The organism is Soehngenia longivitae (assembly GCF_004684055.1).
GTDB classification, from domain to species: Bacteria; Bacillota; Clostridia; order Tissierellales; family Tissierellaceae; genus Soehngenia; species Soehngenia longivitae.
In genome coordinates, this window is record NZ_SRIB01000003.1 from 56,273 (window position 1) to 82,125 (window position 25,853).

Consider the following 25,853-nt stretch of genomic DNA (forward strand, 5'->3'; position numbering starts at 1 on the left):
TGTTAAAATCTTAAAAAGATTTAGAATAATATAACGAGGTGAATTATGAAAAAGAAAGTAATAATCATAGGAGCTGGTGTTGGAGGGTTAGCTACTGCTGTTAGATTACAGTCTAAAGGTTATGATGTTACAATATATGAAAAAATGGATAGAGTTGGAGGAAAAATGAATTTGATTACAGGGAATGGTTTTAAGTTCGATTTAGGACCGACCATAGTCATGATGCCTCATATCTATGAAGATGTATTTGTGGCTGCAGGAGTAAGTCCTAAGGATTACATTCCTATGGAGAAAATAGAGCCAATGTATTCACTTTATTATGATGATGGTGAAAAACTTAGTGTAAGCACTGATTATGTTGAAATGAATAAATTGTTAGAAAATATAAGCTATAAAGATACTCAGGGATTTTATGAATATATAGCTGAAATCTACAAAAGATATCTAGTTGCAAAAAATGATTTTATTGAAAGATCATTCAGAGGACCAAAAGATTTTTATAACCCATATACTTTGAAACAAGCATTGAAGTTAAAAACTTTCGACAGCGCATATCATACAATTTCAAAATACATTGAAAATGACAAACTAAGAAAATTATTGAGTTTCCAAACATTATATATCGGAGTTTCTCCATACAATGGACCTTCAATATATACTATTATACCTATGATAGAAATGGTTTATGGAGTATGGTTCATTAAGGGCGGTATGTATACTATGGCAAATTCGATGGAGAGACTGTTTAAAGAAATGGGTGGGGAAGTTAAACTAAATGCTGAAGTTGATGAAATTCTTTTTAAAGATAAAAAAGCTATTGGAATTCGAGTGAATGGAGAAGAAATTTTCTCGGATTATTTAGTTTGCAATGCTGATTTTCCTTATGCTATGAAAAAATTAGTAAAAAATGATGAAATTAAAGGGAAATACACAGATGAAAAAATAGATAACATGAAATACTCTTGTTCGTGCTTTCTAATGTATCTTGGCATAGATAAAAAAATAGATCAATTGGATTGCCATAATGTGTTCTTCGCCAAAGATTTTGATAAAAACATAGAAGAAATATTTAGCGGCATTGTACCAGAAGATCCATCCTTTTATGCTTATGTACCTACAAAACTCGATGAAAGCCTAGCTCCAGAAGGTAAAGAATGCCTTTATGTATTAGTTCCAGTTCCCGAGTTATCAAAAAGTAAAGCCAACTGGGATGAAGATTTTATAACACAATATAAAGAGAAGATATTAAATATAATATCTGAAAAAATTGGAGATAAAAATTTAAATTCACACATAGAATTTGAGAAAATATTTACCCCTAAGAATTTTGAAATAGAGTTAAATGCATATAATGGGGCAACATTTGGATTAGCTCCGACATTATTCCAAAGCAATTATTATAGGCCTCACAATAAATTTAAATATGCAGAAAATCTGTATTTTGCTGGAAGTAGCGTTCATCCTGGAGCAGGGGTACCTATAGTATTGACTTCTGCAAAATTAGCATATGAGGAAATAATAAAAGATGATATGGGTGAATAGATATGACATATAAATTAAAAACAGCAATTATAGCTTTTTTTATTATACTGTTATTATTCATATTTCTGATGTTTAAAGCAGAACTTAAAAACATTGAATCTTTAAAAGAAGACTATCCTGATTTAAATGATACGGTCTATAATTATAGAATAGATTCATTAAAAGTATGGGCTATTAGATTAGTTATATCATTTGCTGTACCGTTTATATTTCTAATAAGTGGGCTATCTCAAAAGATAAGTATATTTGCACAAAATGGGCGAAGTTTGTTTGTGAGTGGAATAATTTATGGGTTTATTTTTTTCGGCATCATGTTTTTGGTTAATTTGCCAATTAACTACTATAGCTCATATTACATTGGCCATAAGTATGGGCTTTCAAATCAGACTTTACTAAGATGGTTTGAGCTAAATATTAAATCTTTCTTAGTAAACGATGCTATCATGTCTTTATTTATATTTATTCCATTTATGATCATATACAAAAGCCCTAATATGTGGTGGTTTAATTTCTGGCTTATTTCAATACCAGTTATAATTTTTATCGTTTTTATATCCCCATTTGTGATAGATCCCATTTTTAACAATTATAGGCCTCTAGAAGATGGAGTGCTTAGGGAAGAAATAAGTGAAATCCTTAAAAAGGTAGAACTAGAAGATGCTTCAATTATGGTTGTGGATAAGAGTAAAGACACAAAGGCCATGAACGCTTATATGACTGGGATTTTTAGTGCTAAGAGAATAGTTCTTTGGGATAACACTATCAACAATTTGGATACAAAAGAAGTCGTGAGCATCACGGCACATGAAATAGGGCACTATGTAAAAGGACATATATGGAAAAATATATTATTTGGGATAGCTGGAACATTTGTAATTTTATTTTTATTAAATGTTTCGGCTAGTTGGATTTTAAAAGAATCAAAAGGAGCATTTGGATTTAGAAACATGACAAACATGGCTATCATACCATTATTTATCATATTAATAAATCTATTTAATTACTTAGGTAGTCCTATTCAAAATTATCTATCAAGAGAATTTGAAAGACAAGCAGACAGATTTGAAATTTCACTCACGGAAGATAGAGTATCAGCAGTATCCGCTTTGAAAAAATTGAATCAAAATAATTTAGGACTGCCGAGAGCTTCAAAATTTTATGAATTTATGTTTTATTCACATCCTTCTTTAGAAGAGCGCATTGAATTTTATATGACAGAAGAGTTTGAAAAAATTTAAAAAATAGTTGATTTATATTTGCAGTGTGATATTATTATATTAGGTAAACGATTACCCAATTAAACGATTAACTAAAAGTGGTGGTAAAATGTCGATAACGATAAAAGAGATAGCAGAACTTGCAAACGTTTCTAGCGCTACTGTTTCTAAGGTGTTAAATGATAAGGCACCGTATATTAGTGATGAGACTAAGAAAAGGATATTTGAAATTGTAAACAGAGAGGGTTATATTCCAAATGCTGTTGCTAAAAGTTTGAAAGTAAAATCTACAAAGACGATAGGAATTATTATACCTGATGTGATGAACTTATTTTTCTCTGAATTGGCTCGAGGGATTGAAGATGCTGCAGAGAAAAGAGGGTATTCGGTTATATTATGCAATTCTGATAACAATGAAGAAAAAGAAAAAAAATACATACAAGTTTTACAAGAAAAGATGGTGGATGGAATAATCTTAACAGCTTCTGAAAAAAGTGTGGAAAGGTCTCTTAATATGAGAAAAATCCCCATGGTTCTTTTAGACAGGGATATAAATACAGATGTAAAAGTTGGGAAAATATTTGTAGACAATGAAACTGGGGAGTATGAAGCTTGTAAATATCTGATTGACAAAGGCATAAAAGAAATTGCATTTATTTCGTCAAATGTGATAAGTAAATCTTCTAGTCAAAGATTAAGTGGATATAAGAAAGCTTTATTAGATAATGGAATAGATGTGGATGAAGACTTAATTTATTTAGATAGTTACACTATAGAGACAGGTTTTAACGGAGTCAATGAGATATTAAAGAAAAGAAATTTCAAAGGAATTTGCTGTGGGAATGATTTAATAGCAATAGGTGCAATAAATGCACTTGAAGATAAGCAAATAAATGTACCTCGCGATGTAAAAGTGATTGGATTTGATGATATTCAAATCTCAAAATATATAAATCCACCACTGACAACTGTAAAACAACCTATTTATCAAATGGGAAAAGAAGCAGTGGATATGTTAATCAATATGATACATGGCAATGAGATGGAATATGAAATTATCTTAAAGACAAGTTTGATTGAAAGGATGAGCTGTTGATGGGTAAGATTGTTGTCATTGGAAGTATAAATCTTGACTTGGTGGTTGAAGTTGATGAGATTCCAAAATTAGGAGAAACAGTCATGGGCAATTCTCTTTCACAAATACCCGGGGGAAAGGGAGCTAATCAAGCTGTTGCTATGGCGAAGTTAGGTTGTGATGTAGATTTTTTAGGGAAAGTAGGGAATGACAATTTTGCGGATTTAGTATTGGAATCAATGAGAAAAGCAGGAGTTAATACTAGAAATATTAAAAAAGAAAACACTTCTACTGGCATAGCTCTAATTAATGTAGATAAAAAAGCAAATAACAATATAATTGTGATTGCTGGAGCAAATGGAGAAGTTGATGAGACATATTTATTAGGACATGAAGAAATAATAAAAAATGCAGATGCGGTGGTATTTCAATTGGAGATACCGATAGATACAGTAAAATTTGGATTAAAACTAGCTAAAAGGCACAACAAATTGACAGTATTAAATCCAGCACCTGCATATGAACTTGACGATGAAATCATTGAAAATGTAGATATCATAATACCTAATGAACATGAACTGTCAAGATTAACTCATATGGAAATCAAAAATGAAATTGATTTAACTGTAGCGAGTAAGTCTTTGATTGAAAGAAATGTAAAAAAAATAATTGTTACATTAGGAGAAAAGGGAGCACTTTATGTAGATAAAAATACTACTAAGTTATACCCAGCATACAAAGTAAATGCAGTAGATTCAACTGCTGCAGGGGATGCATTTATAGGAGGGTTTGTTGGCAACTATATTCAAACAAAAGATATCAATAAAGCAATTGATATGGGACAGAGAACAGCAGCTATTTCAATTCAAAGATTTGGAGCACAGACTTCATTGCCTACACTAGAGGAAGTATTAAATTTTTAATAGGAGAGAGTGTTTATGGGAAGAGAAATACTGAGAATGGAGAACATTTCAAAGAGCTTTCCTGGAGTAAAAGCATTAGATGATGTGAGATTTAATGCTTATGAAGGCGAAGTTATGGCTCTTTTAGGTGAAAATGGGGCGGGGAAAAGCACTTTGATGAAAATTTTATCAGGTGTATATACAAAGGATACAGGCAAAATTTTGTTAAATGGGAAAGAGCTAGAAGTTTTAAATCCTAAAGATGCATTTGATAAGGGAATTGCCATTATTCACCAAGAGCTCAATCTAGTACCCAACCTAACAGTTTATGAAAATATATTTTTAGGAAGAGAAGAAACTACTACATATAAAACGTTAAAAAAAGATTATATGATAAAAGAAGCTAAAAAGTTACTAGATAGGCTTAAAGTTGACATAGATCCAACATTAAAAATAAATGAGATATCTTTAGCAAAACAACAGATGGTTGAAATTGCAAAGGCACTATCTTTAAATACTTCTGTAATCATAATGGACGAGCCAACTGATACATTGACAGATAAAGAAGTAGATATATTATTTGATGTTATAAGAGAATTAAAGGCAGAAAAAAAAGCAATCGTATATATTTCCCATCGTCTGAAAGAAGTATTTGAGATTTGTGATAGAGTTACAGTATTAAGAGATGGTAAATTCATAGATGAACGTTTAGTAAGCGAAATAGACGAGGAAGAGATTATTAAATTGATGGTTGGCAGAACATTAGATGAACAATTCCCATATTTGAAAACGAATACAAGTGAATTTGTTTTTGAGGTAAAAAATTTAACTAATAAATACGTAAAAAACATATCTTTTAGTCTAAAAAGAGGAGAAGTGCTTGGCATATCAGGGTTAGTAGGAGCTGGGAGAAGTGAATTGGGGAAAACCATATTTGGATTGTATCCAATTGATGAAGGAGAGATGATATTAGAAGGTAAAAAAGTGGAATTTAAATCCCCCAAAGAAGCGATCGAAAATGGGATAATGTATGTATCAGAAGATCGAAAATCTGAAGGGTTAGTACTTACTATGGATGTAAAATCTAATATAACACTTTCTTCACTAGATAAATTTAAAAGGGCACTAGGTCTTGACAAGAAAAAAGAAGAAAGAATTTCAGAAGATTATAGGAAGAAAATTAATATTAAGACTCCTACTTTGACTCAAAAAGTAAAGAATTTAAGTGGAGGAAATCAACAAAAAGTAGCAATTGCAAAATCCCTTTTAACTCAACCTAAAGTACTCATATTAGATGAACCAACTAGAGGAATAGATGTAGGAGCAAAGAGAGAGATATATGATTTATTGAATGTAATTAAAAAAGAAGGGCATAGTGTAATCATGATATCTTCAGAAATGCCTGAAATTTTAGGAATGAGTGATAGAATAATTGTAATGCATGAAGGTAAGATAAAAGGAGAGCTGACTAAAGAAGAAGCCACTTCTGAAAAAATAATGAACTATATCATAAAGGAGGAGGAAGACAGGATTGAAAGCAAAATTAGCTAAAGCAAAGCCATTTTTAGGGCTTGTATTGATAGTGATAGTAGTAAGTATTTTAAGCCCAAATTTTTTTACAAAAGATAATTTATTAACTGTTTTGCGACAAACTTCTATAAATGCAATAATTGCAGCGGGCATGACTTTTGTTATATTAACTGCAGGGATAGATCTTTCAGTTGGTTCCATATTAGGATTTTCAGGAGCAATATGTGCATATTTATTGACCAATGGAACAAATGTAATATTAGCTTTTTTAGCAGCAGTTTTAGTAGGAGCAGTCTTTGGTCTTTTTAATGGGGTGGTTATTACCAAAGGTAAAGTTCAACCTTTTATTGCAACTTTAGCTACTATGATCCTCTTAAGAGGTGCGACTATGGTATTTACAAATGGAAAACCAATAGCAGTAAAAGGAGAAAGTGCAACAAATACGCTAAGATACATAGCAAGGGGAGAAATACTTGGTATTCCTGTAGCAGTTGTTATGATGATTGTTGTTTTTATAATTTGCTATCATATACTTCACAATACAAAATACGGTAGGCATGTATATGCGGTGGGAGGAAATGAACAAGCTGCATTGCTTTCAGGAGTAAACACTGACAGAGTTAAGATGTTAGCATATATGATTAGTGGGATTTTAGCTTCGATTGCTGGGATTATTGTTCTCTCAAGGCTATCTTCAGCTCAACCAACTGCAGGAGACGGCTATGAACTTGATGCAATTGCTGCTGTAGTATTAGGAGGCACATCTCTAGCAGGTGGACAAGGCATGATTTTAGGAACTGTTGTTGGTGCTATGATTATAGGGATATTAAACAATGCTTTAAATCTACTTGATGTTCAGTCTTATTATCAAATGATTGTCAGGGCAATTGTAATATTGATTGCAGTTTTGTTAGATAGAAAAGATAAAAACAAATAGCAGTTCTAAACATATTACACGAGAGGTGATTGTATGAAAAAACGAGGGATACTAAATGGAGAACTTTCTAAATTGATCGCTGAAATGGGGCATATGGATATGATTCTCATAGGTGATGCTGGAATGCCTGTTCCAAAGGGTGTAAAACTTATTGACCTAGCCTTAGTAGAAGGAGTACCGCGATTTATTGAGGTAGTAAAAGCAGTATTAGAGGAGTTAAAAGTAGAAGAAGCTTATATCGATTTAGAATTAAAAAGTGTAAGCCCTAATATGAAAAAAAACCTCGATTCTATAATAAATGGTGAATTTAAAGTGACTGAGGTAGAACACGAAAAACTAAAAGAAATATCTAAAGAATGCAAAGCAGTTATTAGAACAGGAGAATTTACACCATATTCAAACATAATATTAAAATCTGGAGTTGTGTTTTAAGTTTATAACAGCTTTTGCTGTTTAAAAATAAAAGAATAAAGGGAGGAAATTGATATGAAAAAATTAATGGCATTGATGATGGTACTAGTTCTTAGTATTTCACTTGTTGCATGTACTACTAATTCTAACGAAGGAGAAGAAACAAATGGAGGAACTACTGAAGGGAAAACAGTTGGTCTTGTAGTTTCTACACAATCAAATCCATTTTTTGTAACACTTAAAGAAGGAGCAGAACAAAAAGCAAAGGATTTAGGGGTAGAGTTGATAGTACTAGACTCACAAGATGATCCAGCAAAAGAAGCTTCAAACGTAGAAGACTTAATAACAAAGCAAGTAGACCTTATCATAATCAATCCAACTGATTCTGATGCAGTAGTAAACAGCGTATTGGCTGCAAATGATGCAGGAATACCTGTTATAACAGTAGATAGGGCATCAAACGGTGGAGAAGTAGTTAGCCATATTGCATCTGACAATGTTGCAGGAGGGAAAATGGCTGGAGAATTTATAATTGAACAGCTAGGAGGAAATGGCAAAGTTGTTGAGCTAGAAGGGATAGCTGGAACAAGTGCAGCTAGAGAAAGAGGAGAAGGATTTAATGCTGCATTAGAAGGGACAGGAATAGAAGTAGTTGCAAGACAAACTGCAGATTTTGATAGAGCAAAAGGATTAGATGTAATGGAAAATATACTTCAATCTCAACCAGAAATAGATGCTGTATTTGCTCACAATGACGAAATGGCTTTAGGTGCATTGGAAGCAATAAAAGCAAGTGGTAGAGATATAATTGTAGTTGGCTTTGACGCTACTGATGATGCAGTTAAAGCTGTAGAAGCAGGTGAAATGGCAGCAACAGTTGCTCAACAACCTGGGTTAATGGGAGAAATTGCTATTGAAACAGCTCTTAAAGTGATGAATGGAGAACAAGTGGAAGCTAACATACCTGTTGAATTACAATTAGTTACAAAATAATAAAAAAATAAAGTAGTGAATAATTCACTACTTTATTTTTAATCTCATGTAAATTGAATTGCCCATGGGATTGTCATTAAATGGCTCTATTTCTTCAAACCCATATTTTTTGTATAGCCTTAAGGCAGTTTCCAAATATGGAAGTGTATCTAAAATTATGTATTCATATCCTATGTCTTTTGCTTCCTCAATGACTTTATCAATTAGTAAATGTGAATATCCATTCCCTCTGTATTCAGGCTTTATATATAGTCTTTTCATTTCACATGTTGATTCATTTACTTTTCTTAAAGCCACACAGCCAATAGGGGTGTAATCTAATTTCAATAGAAAAAGTCTTCCGTATGGAGGAGCATATTTTGTCATAGGATTTTCAAATTCTTCATCATAATTCTGCTCAGACAAATATTCCCTGAACTTCCCATCCTTTTTTATTAGCATATTTGTATATTCTTTAAATAATTCTCTGACAGATTCAATTTCATAATAAGCCAATACAACTTCTGGCATACAATCACCTCTCATGTTTTTCATATATAATTTATCATTTTATAGCACTAATTACAATGTTATTGAAAATAATGACAGTATTTGATAAAATGTTAAATAGATAACATATTTTAATAATATTTCAAGAATGGAAAGGATACAAAAACAATTAGGAGGGATAAAATGGATGTAACTAAATTAGCTGATGGAATAACTAAATTGTCTGCAAGTTTAGATGGAATATTGTTTGAAGGAATGTGGGAGATACCAAATGGAGTATCATTGAATTCTTACATTGTAAAAGGTGAAAAAACTGCAATAATAGACGGCTTTTGCGATTGGGAGGGAGTGCCTGAAAAATTATTTGAACTTCTAGATAAAGCGGAAGTTAATTTAGAAGATATAAAATACTTAGTGATAAATCACATGGAGCCTGATCATTCAGGATGGATTAAGGATTTTAAGAAACTTAATACAGATTTTGAAGTAGTATGCACTAAAAAGGCAGCAAACTTAATGAAAACATTCTTTGATCAAGAAGAAAATGTAAGGGTAGTACAAACTTCAGATACACTTGATTTAGGGAATGGCAAAGTTCTGGAGTTTCATGAAGTGCCTAATGTGCATTGGCCTGAAACCATGATGACTTTTGAAAAATCCACAAAGACAGCATTTACCTGTGATTTATTTGGAACATATGGAAAGACAGACTTTGATTTTGATGACAATTTAACCGATGAGGATTTGAGATATTTAAATGATGAGGGCTTGAGATATTATTCAAATGTCATGATGACTTTTTCACAGCAAGTAAAAAAGGCAGTTGATAAATTTGAAGAATTAGGTGCAAAAACAATAGCACCAGGTCATGGAATAGTTTGGAGGAAAGATCCAAACAAGATAGTTCAGATGTATAGGAACTACATCGATTATGCTCTAGGGTATGGTAGAAAAGAGATAACTATATTATGGGGATCAATGTACGGACGAACTGAAGAAGCAGTAAGAGAGATTGAAAAATATATCATTGGGAAAAACATAAAAGTAAATATCCATAGATTACCTGAGACAAATTGGGGAACTATGCTTAAATCTGTCTTGAGTTCATCAGGAGTAATAATTGCAGCGCCAACCTATGAATATCAGATGTTTCCACCAGTTGCGTGTGCATTAGAAGAGATAGGCAGAAAAAAAATACTTAAAAGACATGCACTTGCATTTGGATCTTATGGATGGACTAGTGGACTTCAGAAAGAATTAGATGATATAATGAACAGATATAAATTAAATTGGGATTTTGTTGATACTTATATATTTAATGGCAAAGTCAGAAAAGAAGATATAGATGTAATTAAAAAAAGAGTTGATGCATTAATAGATAAAATTGGGATTTAGGTGAGGAAAATATGCTCAATTTCTTGGAATCATTTTCGCCAGTTCAACAAGCACTTATAGCGAGTCTTTTTACCTATGGTGTAACGGCATTAGGTGCTGGATTAGTATTTTTCTTTAAAACTATAAATAAGTCTATTTTAAATGGAATGCTTGGCTTCGCAGCGGGAGTAATGATAGCAGCGTCATTTTGGTCGTTACTAGCACCAGGCATAGAAATGGCAGAGAATTTAGGACAAGTACCTTATTTAACAGTAGCGATAGGATTTTTATTAGGCGGAGCTTTTCTGTATTTAGTAGATAGATTGATGCCCCACTTGCATATGGGGCTTGAAAGTTCGAAAGCGGAAGGTCCTAAGACATCTTTGCAAAGGAGCATACTTTTAGTACTTGCAATCACATTGCATAATATACCAGAAGGTTTGGCTGTAGGAGTAGCTTTTGGAGCAGCAGCTTTAGGAGATGCATCAGGAGCGACCATCGCAGGGGCTAGCGTACTTGCGCTTGGGATAGGACTTCAAAACTTCCCTGAAGGAGCTGCAGTGTCTATTCCTTTAAGAAGAGAGGGATATACAAGAGGAAAAGCATTTTTTTTAGGGCAATCATCTGGAATTGTTGAACCTATATCCGCAGTTTTGGGAGCTTATGCAGTAACGGTTATTCAGCCAATATTACCATATGCTTTGGCATTTGCAGCAGGAGCTATGATATATGTAGTTGTAGAAGAGCTTATTCCTGAAGCTCAGATGGATTCAAAACTTGGCAAATCAAGTACAGATATATCTACTATTGGCTGTATGATAGGATTTACAGTTATGATGGTATTAGACGTAGCATTGGGTTAGATGAATATTCATCTAACCTTTTTTAAATTTAATTAATGTTTATGGAGTTATGATTATATTAATTCGGGTATAAAAATACAAATAATATTAGGAGGTAAGAATATGGAACAACAATTGATGTTTCCAAGGCTATTTGAGCCTATAAAGATTCGAAATGTCGAAATAAAAAACAGAATTGTTTTCTTGCCGCATGCAACGGTTTATCCAGACCAACAATTTATGCACACTTTAAGAGAAACTTACTATTATGAAGAAAGAGCTAAAGGAGGAGCAGGTTTAATTGTTTTACCAAGCCAAGTGGTTCAGCCATCTGGAGTATTTCCTGGGTTAGGAGTAGGGTTCAAAAAAGAAAACATTCCAAATTATAAGATAACTACTTCAAGAGTTCATGCACATGGGGCTAAAATGTTTGTACAACTTACACATATGGGAAATCAAACTAAGAGTGTAGAAACTTTTCAACCTACATTAGCTCCATCAAATATACCAGATTTAACTGTAGGTGAAATGCCTCATCAAATGAGTATAGAAGAAATTAAAGAAATGATTATGGCTTTTGCAGATTGTGCAGAACTTTTAATGACGGCTGATTTTGATGGCGTAGAAATAAAAGTGGGACATGATGGAATACTTGGTCAATTCGTTTCATTAACTAAAAATAAAAGAGAAGATGATTATGGAGGAACTACTTTTAACAGAGCAAGGGTTGTTTTAGAAATATTAGAAGCTATCAGATCGAGGATAGGGGATGTTCCTCTTGGAGTTAGACTTGGTATTAATAGATACTTGGAAGGTGATTATGGAGTAGACGAAGCTGTTGAGTACGCAAAAATATTTTCGAAAGTTGCGGATTACATAAGTGCAGATACAGGAACTTGGGAAAGTATTGACATGTTAGTACCAAGCATGAATATTCCACATGGATTTTTATTAGAAGATGTAGACAAGATAAAAAAGGCTACGGGGAAAATTGTCATTGCAAATGGAAGAATTGTTTGGCCTTCTACTGCAGAAGAAGCTCTAGAAAAGGGATATGCAGATATGGTAGGTATGGCTCGTGCTCAAATTGCTGATCCATATTGGGCAAAGAAAGCTTATGAAAATAAACCAGATGAAATAAGAGGATGTCTTGGGTGCAATCAAAAATGCATGAGTAGATTACTTTTAAATTTACCAATTAGTTGTGTGCAAAATCCCACTTCAGGTAATGAAGAGGAATATGGCGAAGATATATTATACAAAAGAGCAGATGAAAAGAAGAAAATTGTAGTAGTAGGTGGAGGGCCAGCAGGAATGAAGGCTAGTGAAATATTTGCTAGAAGAGGCCATGAAGTTATACTTTTTGAAAAAGAGAAAGTTTTAGGTGGTAGAGTAAATTGGGAAAGTAGAATTCCTGGTAGACGTGGAGTATCTGGAGTAAGTAGATACTTAATCCATATGCTTGAAAAACTAGAAAATGTAGATATTAGGCTCGGCATTGAAGCTAATGAAGATATGATTATGAATGAAAAACCAGATATTGTAATTATTGCTACAGGATCGACATCAATTAGTGGCAATGAAGGATATCTAAATACGATTGATGTTTTAAACAATGGAGTTGAAGGGGACAATATCGTAATATTTGACAATGACTCAACAACAGAAGGTATGGGTATGGTTGAATGGATGTTAAAACATGACAAAAACGTATATTGGGTAGCTCCAGGATTTTTTAACGGGCAAAACATCACTGCTCCAATTTTAATAGATTATTTTAAGAGAATTCAAGGCAATCCAAAGCTACATTTGAAGCCAATGAGTATTATTACAAATAAAGATGGGAAAAGATTAAGTCTATTTAACATTTATTATAATTTGGCTGAAACAATCGATAATGTCGACAATGTTGTCGTGACTGGGGTTAAAGTTGCAAATGATTCATTGTATTTATCACTTAAAAATAAGCATGAAGAAGTGTATGTTATTGGAGATGCTGCTGCACCTAGAGATATTGCTTCTGCACTTCAGGATGCAGTTGGTCTTATAAAGAGAATTCCAAGAATATAAGGAGTGTAAAAAATGGACAAGTACAAATGCACAGTTTGTGGGTATGTTTATGATCCGGAAAAAGGAGATCCCAGCTCTGGAATTGCACCAGGAACTAAATTTGAAGATTTACCAGATGATTGGTTGTGTCCTGTTTGCGATTCACCAAAGTCAAAATTTGTAAAAGTTGAATAAATAAAGGGTAACATTAATGTTACCCTTTATTTATTCTTGAAAATGCTTTAGTTGCTCATTTACTAGATTCGGAATACAATAAATGCATTAAAGAAAATATTTTATTAAAAAGCCCTTAGTTATTGAAGGGGCTTTTTAATTTATTATTTTTTACAGCCAATATTTCTGCTATTATGCTAATAGCTAATTCTTCAGGAGAATTTGTGGCGATATCCAATCCTATTGGAGATTTTACTTTTGATAATTTATTTTCATCAATTCCATTAGATAAAAGCTCGTCAAAAATTTCTTTTATCTTTTTCTTGCTTCCCATTAAACCAACATATTTGGCATTAGACTCTACCACAGCCTTAAGTGCTTCACAATCTTCTCTGTGACTTCGAGTCACAATACATATATAACTATTTTCATCAATAGGATATTTACTTAAATTTTCACTTATACTTCCTAGGACTAGTTCATCTGCGTCTGGGAATCGCGTTTTATTCAAGTAATCTTCTCTGTCATCGAATACAGATATTTTAAAGTTTAGAGTTTTTCCAATTTCATACAGCGCTTTACCAACATGGCCAGCACCACAAATAATCAATTTAGGCTTAGCTTTATAGATTTCTATAAAAACATCTACTTCTCCACCGCAAATCATTCCGATATCAGGGGAATTTAATGGTAGATTGTAGGTTGCAGAAGTATTGGTTTTCATGCAAGATTTTGCTAGATCAATGACTTTAAGTTCTAAAGCACCGCCGCCTATTGTACCAATAGTTTCTCCATTTTCCAATACAATCATATCAGCACCTATCTCCCTTGGAGTAGAACCTTTTGCATTTATAATAATCGCATGTGCAAATATCACATCTTCATTTGATAGCTCAACTATTTTTTTTAATATATTAATATCCATTTTTATCACCCTTTGACAATCCGTGTAATAGTGCCTCTAAAACTCCTCCTGCAACAGCTCTTGCTTTATCTGAAATAGTGTAAATATAATCTACTTCTGCTCTAGGATCAATATCTCCTATCTTTAATCCCTTTGAAACAAAGAGATTTTCTCTTATAAGACCTCGGACAACTCCATTTATTGAGGCTTTTACTTTTTCATTTCCTACATAACAAACTACATCACCCTCATTAACTAAATCACCTATTTTTCTAACGTGTTTTATTAAACCGTCTTGAGGAGATTTTATAACCCTTTCTTTCCCGTATCCCATGATAATTCCTGGAATTCCTGTATTTAAAGCGGCACAACCATTATATATCACTCTTCCAAGGTAATGACCTCTTTGCGTCTCTATTACATAATCAACATCATCACCAGCACAAAATCCTGGTCCTACACCAATAGTTATTGGAGCCATATACTTATTGGTTCCCATATTTCTTTTAGCGAGTATTGCATCAACAACTGCAACCGGTTTAATTTGATCAATGCAAAGAGCTTTTTCGTCAATTAACACTGGTACATTTCCATCTCTTAATATTGTCTGCGCAATTTCAATATTGTCCGCATATATAGCTTTTACGTCCTCAACGACTGTTTCTCCATCGTATATGGCTTCAGAGAATGAAACGGTTCTTCTAATCGAAAGTGGCTTTTCAATTTCTAGAGCAATCACATTAAAACCAGACATATAAAGTCTATGTATAATACCAGACGCAATATCACCTGCCCCTCTAACTATTACTATTGGCATCACTTTTCCCCCAATCATACATTTCTCCAAAAACTATTTTTATAGATAGATCGTTTTCTAGATAATTTTTAATTTTAATAGCATCATCAATATTTGAAATCTTGTTCAAGTATAATATTTTTTCTCCCACAGCATCTTTAAATAGGCCATGACTACTTTTCACTAAACGTATTATCGAATCAATATCAATAAAGTCATCAATACTTTTATCTGTTAATTTACAAAAGATCTCTGGTCTGTGACAAATTTCTTTAATTGGTTGATTTAATGAGTCTAAGCCAATTACACCAACTGTTTTTGTTGTGTATTTAGATATCACAGGTTCTGTATCATTTGGAGCTTTAATAGGTTTTTCTCTTGAACCATCAGATTCAATTAACACATAATCGAATATATTTAGTGCTATTATCTCCTCTAACAGCTTTAAATCTAAACATTTTACTTTTAGCCCTATTGTTGTATCAGCATAGAACGTAACAGACTGCGCTTTAGGGATATAGTCTTTTGGGAAAGAACCAATAAAAACTTGATCATAAATTGCCATATTTGGATTGAACATTGCTGTAGATGTAGTTACCAAGACTTTTTTGCCACGAATGGATAATTCTTTGGAAAGCTTTTCAATTGTAGTAGTTTTACCACCGGCACCAACAAAAGATATTATTTCAAATTTTGACAAGTCAATATTTAATTTTTTATAGATATATTCCATATCATACTCCTTAAATCATTATTATTTATTATAACATATTAGAATACATTGTATTAAATATATGCAAATATATTAGAGTTTTATATATAAATCATTCAATAGATGAAATAAAATTTTATTATAATGGCATTATGTTTATAATTAAATTTCAAATGGTATAATATTTTCAATAGTATATTAAGTTGTAGCCCGGAGGTAATATATGAAAAGCACGATCGTTAGGATAAAAGAGTACAAGAATAATGCAAATGGTGCTGAAAAAAAAATAGTAGATTTTTTATTAGAAAATCCGGAGCAAGTAGTAAATTATACCATTCATGAATTGGCAGAGAAAACGTATTCTTCGGCTTCAACTATAGTTAGGTTATGTAAAAAGTTAGGATTTAAAGGCTACAAAGATTTTCAAAAATCATTAGTATATGAATTAGCATTAAGGAAAGAAGTTTTAGATGAGAAAACTCAGGAAATAACAAGAGAAGATTCTTTAGAAAGTATCATTGAAAAAGTAACATACAAAAATGTCATTTCTTTAGAAAACACTATGAAACTTATTGATTTGGAGATTTTAGAAAGATGCGTTGACATATTAGATAATGCAAACACTATAAACTTCTTTGGTATGGGATCATCACTTCTAGTTGCAAAAGATGCTTACCTAAAGTTTTTAAGGATAAATAAACCTTGCTTAATAAGTGATGATTGGCATGCACAATTGCTTCAAGCTAGAAATATTACTAAAAATGATGTTGCAATTGCAATTAGTTATTCAGGGATGACAGAAGAAGTACTTAGATGTGTACAAACAGCTAAAGAAAACAATGCACCAATTATAGCTATCACAAGATTTGAAGAAAATCCACTTTCTTCAATTGCTGACTATAATCTTTATGTTTCAGCGACAGAATTTATATTTAGAAGCGGTGCGATGTCTTCAAGGATATCTCAGCTGAGCATAATTGATATTTTGTTTACAGCATTTATAAATAGAAATTATGATAAATATTTAAAACAATTTCAAAAGACGCATATACAAAAACCATACAAATCAATAGATTAAAGAAATTAGGAGGAGAAATATGGCAAATATTGAAAAGCTTACAACAGAAACAAGAAACCCAAAGACATACAAATTAGATGAAATGTCACCTTTAGAGATTGTTAAAGTGATGAATGAAGAAGATGAGAATGTAATTAAGGCTGTAAGAAATGAATTAGAGAATATAGCAAAAGCCATTGAAATTTGTACAGAAGCATTAGAAAATGGTGGCAGATTAATCTATATGGGAGCAGGAACAAGTGGAAGACTTGGGTTGTTAGACGCTGTAGAATGTCCACCAACATTTGGGACTCCGGATGATTTAGTTATTGGATTGATTGCTGGAGGGGAGAAGGCTTTTATTAAAGCTGTAGAAGGGGCTGAAGATAGTACAACATTAGGCGAAGAAGATTTAAAGTCAATAGGAGTAAATGATAAAGATGTTGTTATTGGAATTGCTGCAAGTGGAAGAACTCCTTATGTCATATATGGACTTAGATATGCAAAATCAATAGGCTCAAAAACTATAGCAATAGCATGTAATAAGGAATCTGAAGTTGGGAAAGAAACAGATTTAGCTATAGAAGTAGTTACAGGGCCTGAAGTGCTAACAGGATCTACGCGATTAAAAGCAGGGACAGCACAAAAAATGGTATTAAATATGATATCGACAGGTACAATGGTTGGTATTGGTAAAGTATATCAAAATTTAATGGTAGATGTGGTTCAGACAAACGAAAAGTTAAGGACTAGAGCTGAAAATATTGTAATATCAGCTACAAGTTGTAGTAGAGTAGAAGCCAAGAAATATCTTGAATTAGCAGGAGGGAACGCTAAAACTGCAATTGTAATGATCTTGAAAAATTGTTCATTGGAGGAAGCGACTGAGAGATTAACAAAAAGTAGAGGACATATTAGACTAGCTCTATTAAATTAATATAATAAAGGGGAGGAAAAACATGGATAATAAAGAACTCGCTAAAAAAATAGTTGAACTTGTAGGTGGCAAAGAGAATGTTTTAAAAGCAGCTAATTGTATGACAAGACTTAGAGTTACAGTTAAAAATCCTAGTTTAGTAAAAGAAGAGGAGTTAAAAAACACTGAGGGTGTACTTGGAATTGTTTTTGACGGTAATTATGCTCAAATTGTTTTAGGACCAGGAAAAGCAAAAAAAGTTGCAGATATATGCATAGATGAGCTTGGTATTCCTAAGGATATGTCTGTGGATGAAGATTGGGTAGAGAATAAAGAAGAAATGAAAGCTATGCAGAAGCAAAGTCCTTTTAAAAACGCTATAAAAACGATTGCTGATATATTTATACCTCTAATTCCTGCAATTATTGCCGCTGGTTTATTCAATGGATTAGCAAGTTTGATTTCAACATTGCAAGGACAAGCTATATTACCAGCTGAAGGCACATGGAAAGTTATACAATTGTTATTTGCACTAATTGGTGGAGGATTTTTAAGTTACTTTGCAATTTATACAGGTATAAACTCAGCAAAACAATTTGGTGCGACAGAAGGTTTAGGTGGAATGCTTGGTGCAATATCTATTAGCCCAAATATTGTAGCTATTTCTACAATTTTTGGTTTATATGATGCTGATGTACCATTGAATTCAATATTGACTACTGGTAAAGGTGGTATAATAGGAGTAATATTAGGCGTTTGGATACTATCAAAAATAGAAAAATGGATAAGAAAGAGAATACCTGATGTATTAGATTTAGTTGTTACACCGTTTTTAACATTATTGATAACTTCATTATTGTTTGTTTTTATCATAATGCCTGTCACCGGCTACATTTCGGACTTACTGGTAAGTGGGTTGAGCTTAATCATTGGGTCTTCAAACTCAATTGTTAATATTATTAGTGGGTATATATTAGCAGCTATATTTTTACCAATGGTTTTACTAGGACTTCATCACGGGCTTATTCCTATATATGCAATTCAATTAGAAAGTTTAGGAGGAGTGTCATTATTCCCTGTACTTGCAATGGCAGGTGCTGGACAAGTAGGAGCAGCTATTGCCATTTATATCAAAGCTAAGAGAGTGGGAAATCATAGAATGCAAAAGATAATAACAGGAGCGTTACCTGCTGGATTCCTAGGGGTTGGTGAACCACTTATTTATGGAGTTACATTACCATTATTTAAACCTTTTATAACAGCAGGTCTTGGAGCTGGATTTGGTGGTGCATATATTATGTTCAGCAAAGTAATGGCAAATGCATGGGGGCCTTCTGGATTAGTAGCCATACCAATAATGAAGCCTGAATCCATGTTAAACTATTTCATTGGATTAGTTATTTCATACATTGCTGGATTTATAATAACTTATTTTGTTATGAAAGATAATGAAGTTAAAAATGTATAGTAATATTGGTTACTCAATTTATGTTTCCACATGGAGAGAAAACATAGAAGCTCTGTCCTCTGTATATACAGAGGGAGCTTCTGTGTTCACATCATTACATGTACCTGAAGAAAATAAAAATGATTTTATTAGTGAGTCTATTGAAATGATAAAGACTATTAAAAAAATAGGATATAAAGTAATAGCGGATGTATCAACTAGGACATTATTAAATTTTAATGTAAGCAATCTCGATGAATTAATTAACATGCTGGAATTAGATGTAGTTCGAATAGACTACGGTTTTACCGATGAAGAAATAAATCGAATAAAGAGTCAGTGCTTGATAGCTATAAATGCGTCAACAATAAGTGAGACAAGTTTAGTGAAATTAATTAATTCTCATAAAAATATGATTGCTGTTCACAATTTTTATCCAAGAACTGATACAGGATTAGATGATGAACAATTTAGAGGCGTCAATAAAATGTTATGTGATAACGGACTGAAAGTGTATGCATTTATACCAGGTGACATAAATCTAAGAGGTCCTATTTTTGAAGGCTTACCAACAATAGAAAGTCATAGAAGAAATTCACCTTATGCTTGTTTTGTAGATATGGATAAAAATTATTCTGTCGCTGGTATAATAGTTGGTGATGGTATATTGTCGGATTTTGAGAATAAATTGATTTCTAATTATAGGGAAAGTGGCATTATTAGTGTTCCTATAGTATTGGATCAAAATTATAAATATCTAAATGGTGCTGTTTTTAGTATAAGAGAAGATTCTCCTTATTCTTTAATTAGGTTGAAAGAGTCAAGAGAATATTCTTCTTTTGGAGAGATTATAATGAATTATAATTGCATAGAAAGAAAAACTGGAAGTTTGACTATAGATAATTATAAATATGCACGCTATTCTGGTGAAATACAAATAACAAAAAGAGATTATGGTAAAGATGAAAGAGTTAATGTAATTGGGAATGTAAAAGATGATTATAGGTTGCTTTTGAGAAGTATAAGAAATAGAGATAAAATTAAAATCATTGATATTTAGGATGTGAACTGAATGTTTAATATATTTAAAAAGAATACAATGGACGAAATAATAGTAAAATCTCCAATAACTGGTAAAATTATCAAAATTGATGAAGTACCTGATAAAGTATTTTCAGGCAAGTTAGTTGGCGATGGAATAGCTATATTGCCTCAAGATAATTATGTTTATGCACCTGTTAATGGAGAGATAGTCCAAATAGCACCACAAAAGTATGCAATAGGGTTTAGAACTAAAGAAAATATTGAAATTCTGATACATTTAGGTATTGATACAGTTAAACTTAAAGGCGAAGGATTTGAGGTTTATGCTAGTAAAAATCAGAGAATTAAATCTGGCGACAAACTTATCAAAGTTGACTGGGATTTTGTTTCGGAAAATGCAAAATCAATAATATCACCAATAGTTATTACAAATATGGAGATAATTAAAGAATTAAAAATTATTCCTAATGAATATGTAAAAGCAGGAGATGATTTATTCTCAATTATCTTGAAAAATTAATAATTAATCGAGTAAGTATTTTACTTACTCTTTTTTATTAGCTAAAATAGGGTATCAATATTTTGAAAGGGGCAATACAAATGAAATTGTTAATAAAAAATGCAAAGGTAATTACACCTTATGAAATTTTAAATAATAGAAATGTAATAGTAGAAGACGGAAAAATAGTTGATGTTACTTCTGATGAAGTATCTTCAGAAAGTTTTTTGGAAGTTATTGATGCTAAATCAAATTATCTTTCTCCAGGATTTATAGATATACATAACCACGGTAATTCTGGTTATGATTTCATGGATGCAAATTTTGAGGCTTTTGATGAAATATCAAAATTCCATTTAAAAAATGGAGTTACGTCATATTTACTGACAACTATTACTTCTAAGCACGAAGATTTGATCAATGTTTTGAATACAGGAAGTGCATATATCGAGTCAAGTATGAGATATTCAAATATGGTCGGGATTTATTTAGAAGGGCCTTATTTCTCTAAAGAAAAAAAAGGAGCGCAACCTGAAAAATACCTTAAAAATCCGACAATAGAAGAAATTGATGAATTCATAAAAGCTTCAAGAAATCATCTAACAGTCGTTTCAATAGCTCCGGAGATGGAAAATTCATTAGACGCAATACGATATTTAAATGAAAAAGGGATTAAAGTTGCTATGGGACACACAAATTCAACTTATGACATCGCAAAGAAAGCCATTGATGCTGGGGCAAGCATAGCCACGCACCTTTACAATGGGATGAGGACTTTCAGTCATAGAGAACCAGGAATAATCGGCGCTAGTTTAACTGATGAAAGGGTTAGGTGTGAAATTATAGCTGACATGATACACATCCATAAAGCAGCCATAGAATTGGCAATAGATGTAAAAGGATTTGATTCAATAATTCTTATATCTGATGCTATGATGGCAGCCGGGAAACTTGATGGTGAATATACTTTAGGAGGACAAGATGTTTCTGTCAAAGAAGGAAAGGCAGTGTTAAAAGATGGAACTATAGCTGGCTCAACACTCACATTAAATAAAGCAGTATATAACCTTGTAAATCATCTAGGCATTAAATTAAATGATGCAGTGAGAATGGCAAGCTTGTCGAGTGCTAGAGCAATTGGCATTGGTGATAAGAAAGGAAGCATAGAAATAGGGAAAGATGCTGATATGATTATATTTGACGAAAAATTAAATATTTTGAACACTATAGTAAATGGCGAAATTCGGTATTACAAAGATATATAAATTAGATATTTAATTTTGGCATTAATTATTGTAGACTAAAGCATGACTACTTTTGATTGATATTAATCGTTTCTCTTCATATAATTAAATTAAAGTAATGAAGAGGAGGGTACTAAAATGTCAGATATGTCTAGTAGTCTACAAAACTCATCTAATGGAAAAGGACAAAACATTCAAAGATTTGGCAGAGTGTTAAGTGGTATGGTTATGCCCAACATAGGTGCATTTATTGCTTGGGGCTTAATCACAGCAATATTTATACCCACAGGGTGGTATCCGAATGAAAATTTAGCATCATTAGTTGATCCTATGATAAAATATTTACTTCCACTTTTGATTGGCTACACCGGAGGCAAAAATGTAGCTGGGCAAAGAGGTGCTGTTATTGGAGCAATAGCTACTATGGGAGTAGTGGTTGGTGCAGAAGTTCCTATGTTTTTAGGAGCTATGTTAGTAGGACCTTTGGCAGCATATCTTATCAAAAAATTTGACAAAGCTATTGAAGGTAAAGTAAGAGCAGGCTTTGAGATGTTGGTTAACAATTTCTCATTAGGAATCTTAGGTGCAATACTTGCTATTTTAGCTTATTTGGCAATTGGGCCATTAGTTGAAGGACTAAATAATATTTTAAAATCTGGAGTTGAAGCTATAGTCAATGCTGGATTGTTGCCATTAACATCAATTTTTATTGAACCGGGGAAAATTCTCTTCTTAAACAACGCTATAAATCATGGAGTTTTAGGGCCAATCGGTATACAAGAAGCTGAAGAAGTTGGAAAATCAATATTTTTCTTACTTGAAACAAATCCTGGTCCTGGTTTAGGAATATTATTAGCATATTGGGTATTCTCAAAGGGATCAGTTAAACAATCAGCTCCTGGTGCTGTCATAATACATTTTTTAGGAGGAATACACGAGATTTATTTCCCTTACGTACTGATGAATCCGATATTAATTTTAGCAGTCATTGCAGGAGGAGCAAGTGGAGTATTGACATTTTCAATATTTAATGCAGGACTTGTCGCAACACCTTCTCCAGGCAGTATAATTGCATTGATGGCTATGACACCAAAAGGAAACTATTTAGGAGTGCTTGCTGGTGTTATCATATCCACCGCTGTAACATTCTTAGTAGCATCTTATTTTGTAAAGAGAAGCTCAGATAAAGTGACTGAAGAAGACCTATCTGGTGCAAAAGAAAAAGTTAAAGAAATGAAATATAAACCACAAGAAAAAATAGTTTCAGACAATGTATTAACAAATGTTGATAAAATAGTATTTGCATGTGATGCTGGGATGGGTTCAAGTGCAATGGGAGCTACTACTTTAAAAAACAAACTAAAAAAAGCTGGATTAGATATTGAAGTACTACATTGTGCTATTGAAGAAATTCCTGCTGATGCTAAGGTAATAATAACTCATAAGAGTTTGACAGAAAGAGCCAGAGTAAAGGCACCAAATGCTTATCATATTTCTATTGATAACTTTATAAACAGCCCTGAATATGACAAGTTAGTGGACAGACTATTAGGCAATTGATTGTGTAAGCAGCGAAATTTTTTTCGCTGCTTCCTTTAAAGAGGTGGTATCTGTGATATCAATTAAACTTACTCAGAGACAACGAGAGATAATTGAATTGTTGATCAAAGAAGATAAATTCTTTACTATTTCTGAGATAGCCAAAAAATTGAACATTAGCAATAGAACAGTATCAAGAGAACTTAGGGATTTATATTCATATCTAGCCTTCTTTTCTTGTTCGATAGAAAGCCGTGCTGGAAAGGGTATCCGCTTCGAAGGGAAAAAAGAAGATATTAAATTACTTTTAGATAATATAAAGAAAAGCGGAGAAATAAAAAATTACACACAGAATCAGAGAATAGTTTATATATTGACTGAACTATTGAATTCAAATGAACCATTGAAAATTAGCAATTTTACTTCTTCTTTAAATGTCACAGAAGGTACTATTAGCCATGATCTAGATAGAGTTAGCGAAAGACTAAAAAAACATGGTTGTGAGTTGGTTCGAAAACCTGGTGTTGGGCTTTATGTCAATGCGAGTGAGTCTGATAAGAGGAGGGCAATAGTTGATTTAATATATGAGAATATAGAAGAGACAGAATTAATCGATATAATCAGAAATAAAGATCGATTGAGCGTGGAAACAAGAGAGAATCTAGTTAATTTAGTAAGTAAAAACACATTATATGAACTTGAAGGGTTGTTAATCAACAATGAAAACAAATTAAAAACCACTTTAAATGACAGAGCATACATTGGATTACTTATACATTTAGCGATTGCAATTGATAGGATAAATAAAGGAGAAAATATAATAATTGATAAAGATTATTTAAACATATTGAAAAAATGTGATGAATACACTGAAGCAGAGCGGTTAGCAAAATCAATTGAAGAAAAGTTTGATATTTTGATGCCTGAAGATGAAATAGGTTATATTACAATGCATATTATTGGAAATCAAGGTATTAAGTTGACCCAAATCAATGATGACATAATTAAAATATCCTCTGAGATTTTATCTAATGCATATGATGAGTTAGGTTTAAATATAAAGGCTGATAGACAATCAATAATGTGGCTTGCTACACATTTGCAACCTGCACTGTATAGATTGAAAATGAATATGGAAATAAGAAATCCACTTTTAGAAGAAATAAAGACAAATTATACCCAGATATATAATGTAGCTGTAAAGGCAGTTGATCCTATCGAGAAAAAGTTAGGGATAGTGATACCTGATTCAGAGATTGCTTATATTGCTATGCATATTGGAGCATCAGTAGAAAGGAATAAAAAGAATCTAAAAAAATATGATGTGATTGTAGTATGTGCAACTGGAATGGGAACAGCTACTCTTCTTTCAACCAGATTGCAAAACGAGTATCAAAACTTAAATGTAGTAGATGTAGTTTCCTCATTTAATCTAGAAAAAGTGTTAGAAATAAATAATGTTGATTTTATAATTTCAACTGTACCAATTGACTATGGTAAGAAACCTATAGTTTTAGTTAATCCGCTTTTACTTAACAATGACAAAAAGTTAATTGATGATTTTTTGAAAAATTTCGATAATGTCAGCAAACCAAAGGGAGAAAACATATCAAAATCAATTGAAAAAATAGATCTTAATAGCTTAAAGGGTTATTTAGATGCAATAATTGAGATTCTAAAAAATTTTGTCGTTTATGATATTTTAGAAGTGGATTCATTAAATTCATTGATTGAATATATAAGTGATATTGTTGGTAGAAATGATGTAGAAACTTTAGATATAAGAAAGGACTTATTTAAAAGAGAAAGATTAGGAAGTACAGTATTAGACCAATATAATGCAGTTTTACTTCACGCAAAAACTACTGGAGTAGATAGACTTATTTTCGGGGTAATACGGCTTAAAAATCCAATATATATAGAAAATAATGGTAATAGAGATAAAATAGATTTAGCTTTGATAATGCTTGCTCCTAAAGATGCAAATAAGAATGAACTAAGAGTGATGAGCTTTCTAAGCTCAAAGATTATCGAAGATGAGAATTTTTTATTTACTTTAAGAAATGCTGAAAAAAACTTGATACGCGAATTGTTAGAGGATTATTTTAATGAATTTTATGAAAAAGTTCATAATGAAATTAGAAAATTGGAGGTATGAGA

At 32.2% G+C, this 25,853-nt stretch carries 24 protein-coding genes; 20 read left to right on the forward strand and 4 right to left on the reverse strand.

The genetic code is table 11. The features are described from left to right. Positions 1 to 45 precede the first annotated feature (45 nt). The 8 genes from E4100_RS03060 to rbsB all read left to right on the forward strand — a co-directional run bounded on the left by E4100_RS03060 (position 46) and on the right by rbsB (position 8,607). Positions 46 to 1,542, forward strand: coding sequence for a phytoene desaturase family protein (locus E4100_RS03060; protein ID WP_135270573.1), 1,497 nt, complete (start codon positions 46 to 48; stop codon positions 1,540 to 1,542). 2 nt (positions 1,543 to 1,544) lie between these two features. Next, positions 1,545 to 2,780 carry a M48 family metallopeptidase gene (locus tag E4100_RS03065; protein ID WP_135270574.1) on the forward strand — a complete coding sequence of 412 codons (1,236 nt, stop codon included), beginning with the start codon at positions 1,545 to 1,547 and terminating at the stop codon, positions 2,778 to 2,780. A gap of 88 nt (positions 2,781 to 2,868) precedes the next feature. Further along, entirely contained in the window at positions 2,869 to 3,855 is a 987-nt protein-coding gene (locus tag E4100_RS03070) for a LacI family DNA-binding transcriptional regulator (protein ID WP_135270575.1), read from the forward strand. Next, positions 3,855 to 4,757 carry a ribokinase gene (gene rbsK, locus E4100_RS03075; protein ID WP_135270576.1) on the forward strand — a complete coding sequence of 301 codons (903 nt, stop codon included), beginning with the start codon at positions 3,855 to 3,857 and terminating at the stop codon, positions 4,755 to 4,757. The genes E4100_RS03070 and rbsK overlap by 1 nt, the downstream gene beginning before the upstream one ends. A gap of 15 nt (positions 4,758 to 4,772) precedes the next feature. Next, complete coding sequence (locus E4100_RS03080; protein WP_135270577.1) at positions 4,773 to 6,287, forward strand: sugar ABC transporter ATP-binding protein; 1,515 nt, start codon at positions 4,773 to 4,775, stop codon at positions 6,285 to 6,287. Continuing rightward, complete coding sequence (gene rbsC / locus E4100_RS03085; RefSeq protein WP_135270578.1) at positions 6,268 to 7,203, forward strand: ribose ABC transporter permease; 936 nt, start codon at positions 6,268 to 6,270, stop codon at positions 7,201 to 7,203. Before E4100_RS03080 ends, rbsC begins: the two co-directional genes overlap by 20 nt. Before the next feature lie 33 nt (positions 7,204 to 7,236). Then, positions 7,237 to 7,635 (forward strand): D-ribose pyranase, encoded by a 399-nt coding sequence (gene rbsD, locus E4100_RS03090; protein ID WP_135270579.1) that lies wholly within the window; start codon positions 7,237 to 7,239, stop codon positions 7,633 to 7,635. Positions 7,636 to 7,689: 54 nt separating this feature from the next. After that, positions 7,690 to 8,607, forward strand: a complete 918-nt coding sequence (rbsB, locus tag E4100_RS03095) for a ribose ABC transporter substrate-binding protein RbsB (protein ID WP_135270580.1) — start codon at positions 7,690 to 7,692, stop codon at positions 8,605 to 8,607. A gap of 27 nt (positions 8,608 to 8,634) precedes the next feature. Here the strand turns inward: rbsB and E4100_RS03100 are convergent, their stop codons facing one another. After that, complete coding sequence (locus E4100_RS03100) at positions 8,635 to 9,117, reverse strand: GNAT family N-acetyltransferase (RefSeq protein WP_135270581.1); 483 nt, start codon at positions 9,115 to 9,117, stop codon at positions 8,635 to 8,637. 162 nt (positions 9,118 to 9,279) lie between these two features. Between E4100_RS03100 and E4100_RS03105 the strand changes: the two genes are divergently transcribed. The 4 genes from E4100_RS03105 (at position 9,280) to rd (ending at position 13,556) form a co-directional block, all read left to right on the forward strand. Next, the gene (locus E4100_RS03105) at positions 9,280 to 10,491 is read left to right on the forward strand and encodes an FprA family A-type flavoprotein (protein ID WP_135270582.1); all 1,212 of its coding nucleotides are present in this window, start codon (positions 9,280 to 9,282) and stop codon (positions 10,489 to 10,491) included. 11 nt (positions 10,492 to 10,502) lie between these two features. Continuing rightward, entirely contained in the window at positions 10,503 to 11,333 is an 831-nt protein-coding gene (locus E4100_RS03110; RefSeq protein WP_135270583.1) for a ZIP family metal transporter, read from the forward strand. A 102-nt stretch (positions 11,334 to 11,435) separates the two neighbouring features. Beyond that, positions 11,436 to 13,382, forward strand: coding sequence for an oxidoreductase (locus E4100_RS03115; RefSeq protein WP_135270584.1), 1,947 nt, complete (start codon positions 11,436 to 11,438; stop codon positions 13,380 to 13,382). Between the two features lie 12 nt (positions 13,383 to 13,394). Next, a complete protein-coding gene (gene rd, locus E4100_RS03120) occupies positions 13,395 to 13,556 on the forward strand; it encodes a rubredoxin (RefSeq protein WP_135270585.1) in 162 nt (53 codons plus the stop codon). 115 nt (positions 13,557 to 13,671) lie between these two features. On the opposite strand, the gene E4100_RS03125 is transcribed toward rd, so the two are convergent. Genes E4100_RS03125 through yqeC form a run of 3 tightly spaced genes read right to left on the reverse strand, consistent with a single transcriptional unit; the run spans position 13,672 to position 15,968 of the window. Continuing rightward, positions 13,672 to 14,460 (reverse strand): XdhC family protein, encoded by a 789-nt coding sequence (locus E4100_RS03125; protein WP_135270586.1) that lies wholly within the window; start codon positions 14,458 to 14,460, stop codon positions 13,672 to 13,674. Then, on the reverse strand, positions 14,450 to 15,256 hold the full coding sequence (gene yqeB / locus E4100_RS03130) for a selenium-dependent molybdenum cofactor biosynthesis protein YqeB (RefSeq protein WP_209315240.1): 807 nt from the start codon (positions 15,254 to 15,256) through the stop codon (positions 14,450 to 14,452). Before yqeB ends, E4100_RS03125 begins: the two co-directional genes overlap by 11 nt. Beyond that, the gene (gene yqeC / locus E4100_RS03135; RefSeq protein ID WP_135270588.1) at positions 15,237 to 15,968 is read right to left on the reverse strand and encodes a selenium cofactor biosynthesis protein YqeC; all 732 of its coding nucleotides are present in this window, start codon (positions 15,966 to 15,968) and stop codon (positions 15,237 to 15,239) included. The genes yqeB and yqeC overlap by 20 nt, the downstream gene beginning before the upstream one ends. A 202-nt stretch (positions 15,969 to 16,170) precedes the next feature. On the opposite strand from yqeC, the gene E4100_RS03140 reads away from it, so the two are divergent. The 8 genes from E4100_RS03140 (at position 16,171) to E4100_RS03175 (ending at position 25,851) form a co-directional block, all read left to right on the forward strand. Continuing rightward, positions 16,171 to 17,025 carry a MurR/RpiR family transcriptional regulator gene (locus tag E4100_RS03140; protein WP_135270589.1) on the forward strand — a complete coding sequence of 285 codons (855 nt, stop codon included), beginning with the start codon at positions 16,171 to 16,173 and terminating at the stop codon, positions 17,023 to 17,025. Positions 17,026 to 17,044: 19 nt separating this feature from the next. Next, positions 17,045 to 17,941, forward strand: a complete 897-nt coding sequence (gene murQ / locus E4100_RS03145) for an N-acetylmuramic acid 6-phosphate etherase (protein WP_135270590.1) — start codon at positions 17,045 to 17,047, stop codon at positions 17,939 to 17,941. A 22-nt stretch (positions 17,942 to 17,963) separates the two neighbouring features. After that, positions 17,964 to 19,388: a PTS transporter subunit EIIC gene (locus E4100_RS03150; protein ID WP_135270591.1), complete on the forward strand. Its 1,425-nt coding sequence runs from the start codon at positions 17,964 to 17,966 to the stop codon at positions 19,386 to 19,388. Next, positions 19,381 to 20,427, forward strand: coding sequence for a MupG family TIM beta-alpha barrel fold protein (locus E4100_RS03155; protein WP_167792061.1), 1,047 nt, complete (start codon positions 19,381 to 19,383; stop codon positions 20,425 to 20,427). Before E4100_RS03150 ends, E4100_RS03155 begins: the two co-directional genes overlap by 8 nt. Before the next feature lie 12 nt (positions 20,428 to 20,439). Then, positions 20,440 to 20,931 carry a PTS sugar transporter subunit IIA gene (locus tag E4100_RS03160; protein WP_135270593.1) on the forward strand — a complete coding sequence of 164 codons (492 nt, stop codon included), beginning with the start codon at positions 20,440 to 20,442 and terminating at the stop codon, positions 20,929 to 20,931. Positions 20,932 to 21,011: 80 nt separating this feature from the next. After that, positions 21,012 to 22,175: an N-acetylglucosamine-6-phosphate deacetylase gene (gene nagA / locus E4100_RS03165; RefSeq protein WP_135270594.1), complete on the forward strand. Its 1,164-nt coding sequence runs from the start codon at positions 21,012 to 21,014 to the stop codon at positions 22,173 to 22,175. A gap of 117 nt (positions 22,176 to 22,292) precedes the next feature. Continuing rightward, positions 22,293 to 23,714 (forward strand): PTS mannitol transporter subunit IIBC, encoded by a 1,422-nt coding sequence (locus E4100_RS03170; protein ID WP_245196348.1) that lies wholly within the window; start codon positions 22,293 to 22,295, stop codon positions 23,712 to 23,714. A 52-nt stretch (positions 23,715 to 23,766) separates the two neighbouring features. After that, entirely contained in the window at positions 23,767 to 25,851 is a 2,085-nt protein-coding gene (locus E4100_RS03175; RefSeq protein WP_135270595.1) for a BglG family transcription antiterminator, read from the forward strand. Positions 25,852 to 25,853 lie beyond the last annotated feature (2 nt).

What these genes read in the sequence shown, in the direction of transcription:
- E4100_RS03060 (WP_135270573.1), top strand. Translation starts at nt 46, where the DNA reads ATGAAAAAGAAAGTAATAATCATAGGAGCTGGTGTTGGAGGGTTAGCT.
- E4100_RS03065 (WP_135270574.1), top strand. Translation starts at nt 1,545, where the DNA reads ATGACATATAAATTAAAAACAGCAATTATAGCTTTTTTTATTATACTG.
- E4100_RS03070 (WP_135270575.1), top strand. Translation starts at nt 2,869, where the DNA reads ATGTCGATAACGATAAAAGAGATAGCAGAACTTGCAAACGTTTCTAGC.
- rbsK (WP_135270576.1), top strand. Translation starts at nt 3,855, where the DNA reads ATGGGTAAGATTGTTGTCATTGGAAGTATAAATCTTGACTTGGTGGTT.
- E4100_RS03080 (WP_135270577.1), top strand. Translation starts at nt 4,773, where the DNA reads ATGGGAAGAGAAATACTGAGAATGGAGAACATTTCAAAGAGCTTTCCT.
- rbsD (WP_135270579.1), top strand. Translation starts at nt 7,237, where the DNA reads ATGAAAAAACGAGGGATACTAAATGGAGAACTTTCTAAATTGATCGCT.
- rbsB (WP_135270580.1), top strand. Translation starts at nt 7,690, where the DNA reads ATGAAAAAATTAATGGCATTGATGATGGTACTAGTTCTTAGTATTTCA.
- E4100_RS03100 (WP_135270581.1), bottom strand. Translation starts at nt 9,117, where the DNA reads ATGCCAGAAGTTGTATTGGCTTATTATGAAATTGAATCTGTCAGAGAA.
- E4100_RS03105 (WP_135270582.1), top strand. Translation starts at nt 9,280, where the DNA reads ATGGATGTAACTAAATTAGCTGATGGAATAACTAAATTGTCTGCAAGT.
- E4100_RS03110 (WP_135270583.1), top strand. Translation starts at nt 10,503, where the DNA reads ATGCTCAATTTCTTGGAATCATTTTCGCCAGTTCAACAAGCACTTATA.
- E4100_RS03115 (WP_135270584.1), top strand. Translation starts at nt 11,436, where the DNA reads ATGGAACAACAATTGATGTTTCCAAGGCTATTTGAGCCTATAAAGATT.
- rd (WP_135270585.1), top strand. Translation starts at nt 13,395, where the DNA reads ATGGACAAGTACAAATGCACAGTTTGTGGGTATGTTTATGATCCGGAA.
- E4100_RS03125 (WP_135270586.1), bottom strand. Translation starts at nt 14,460, where the DNA reads ATGGATATTAATATATTAAAAAAAATAGTTGAGCTATCAAATGAAGAT.
- yqeB (WP_209315240.1), bottom strand. Translation starts at nt 15,256, where the DNA reads ATGCCAATAGTAATAGTTAGAGGGGCAGGTGATATTGCGTCTGGTATT.
- yqeC (WP_135270588.1), bottom strand. Translation starts at nt 15,968, where the DNA reads ATGGAATATATCTATAAAAAATTAAATATTGACTTGTCAAAATTTGAA.
- E4100_RS03140 (WP_135270589.1), top strand. Translation starts at nt 16,171, where the DNA reads ATGAAAAGCACGATCGTTAGGATAAAAGAGTACAAGAATAATGCAAAT.
- murQ (WP_135270590.1), top strand. Translation starts at nt 17,045, where the DNA reads ATGGCAAATATTGAAAAGCTTACAACAGAAACAAGAAACCCAAAGACA.
- E4100_RS03150 (WP_135270591.1), top strand. Translation starts at nt 17,964, where the DNA reads ATGGATAATAAAGAACTCGCTAAAAAAATAGTTGAACTTGTAGGTGGC.
- E4100_RS03155 (WP_167792061.1), top strand. Translation starts at nt 19,381, where the DNA reads ATGTATAGTAATATTGGTTACTCAATTTATGTTTCCACATGGAGAGAA.
- E4100_RS03160 (WP_135270593.1), top strand. Translation starts at nt 20,440, where the DNA reads ATGTTTAATATATTTAAAAAGAATACAATGGACGAAATAATAGTAAAA.
- nagA (WP_135270594.1), top strand. Translation starts at nt 21,012, where the DNA reads ATGAAATTGTTAATAAAAAATGCAAAGGTAATTACACCTTATGAAATT.
- E4100_RS03170 (WP_245196348.1), top strand. Translation starts at nt 22,293, where the DNA reads ATGTCAGATATGTCTAGTAGTCTACAAAACTCATCTAATGGAAAAGGA.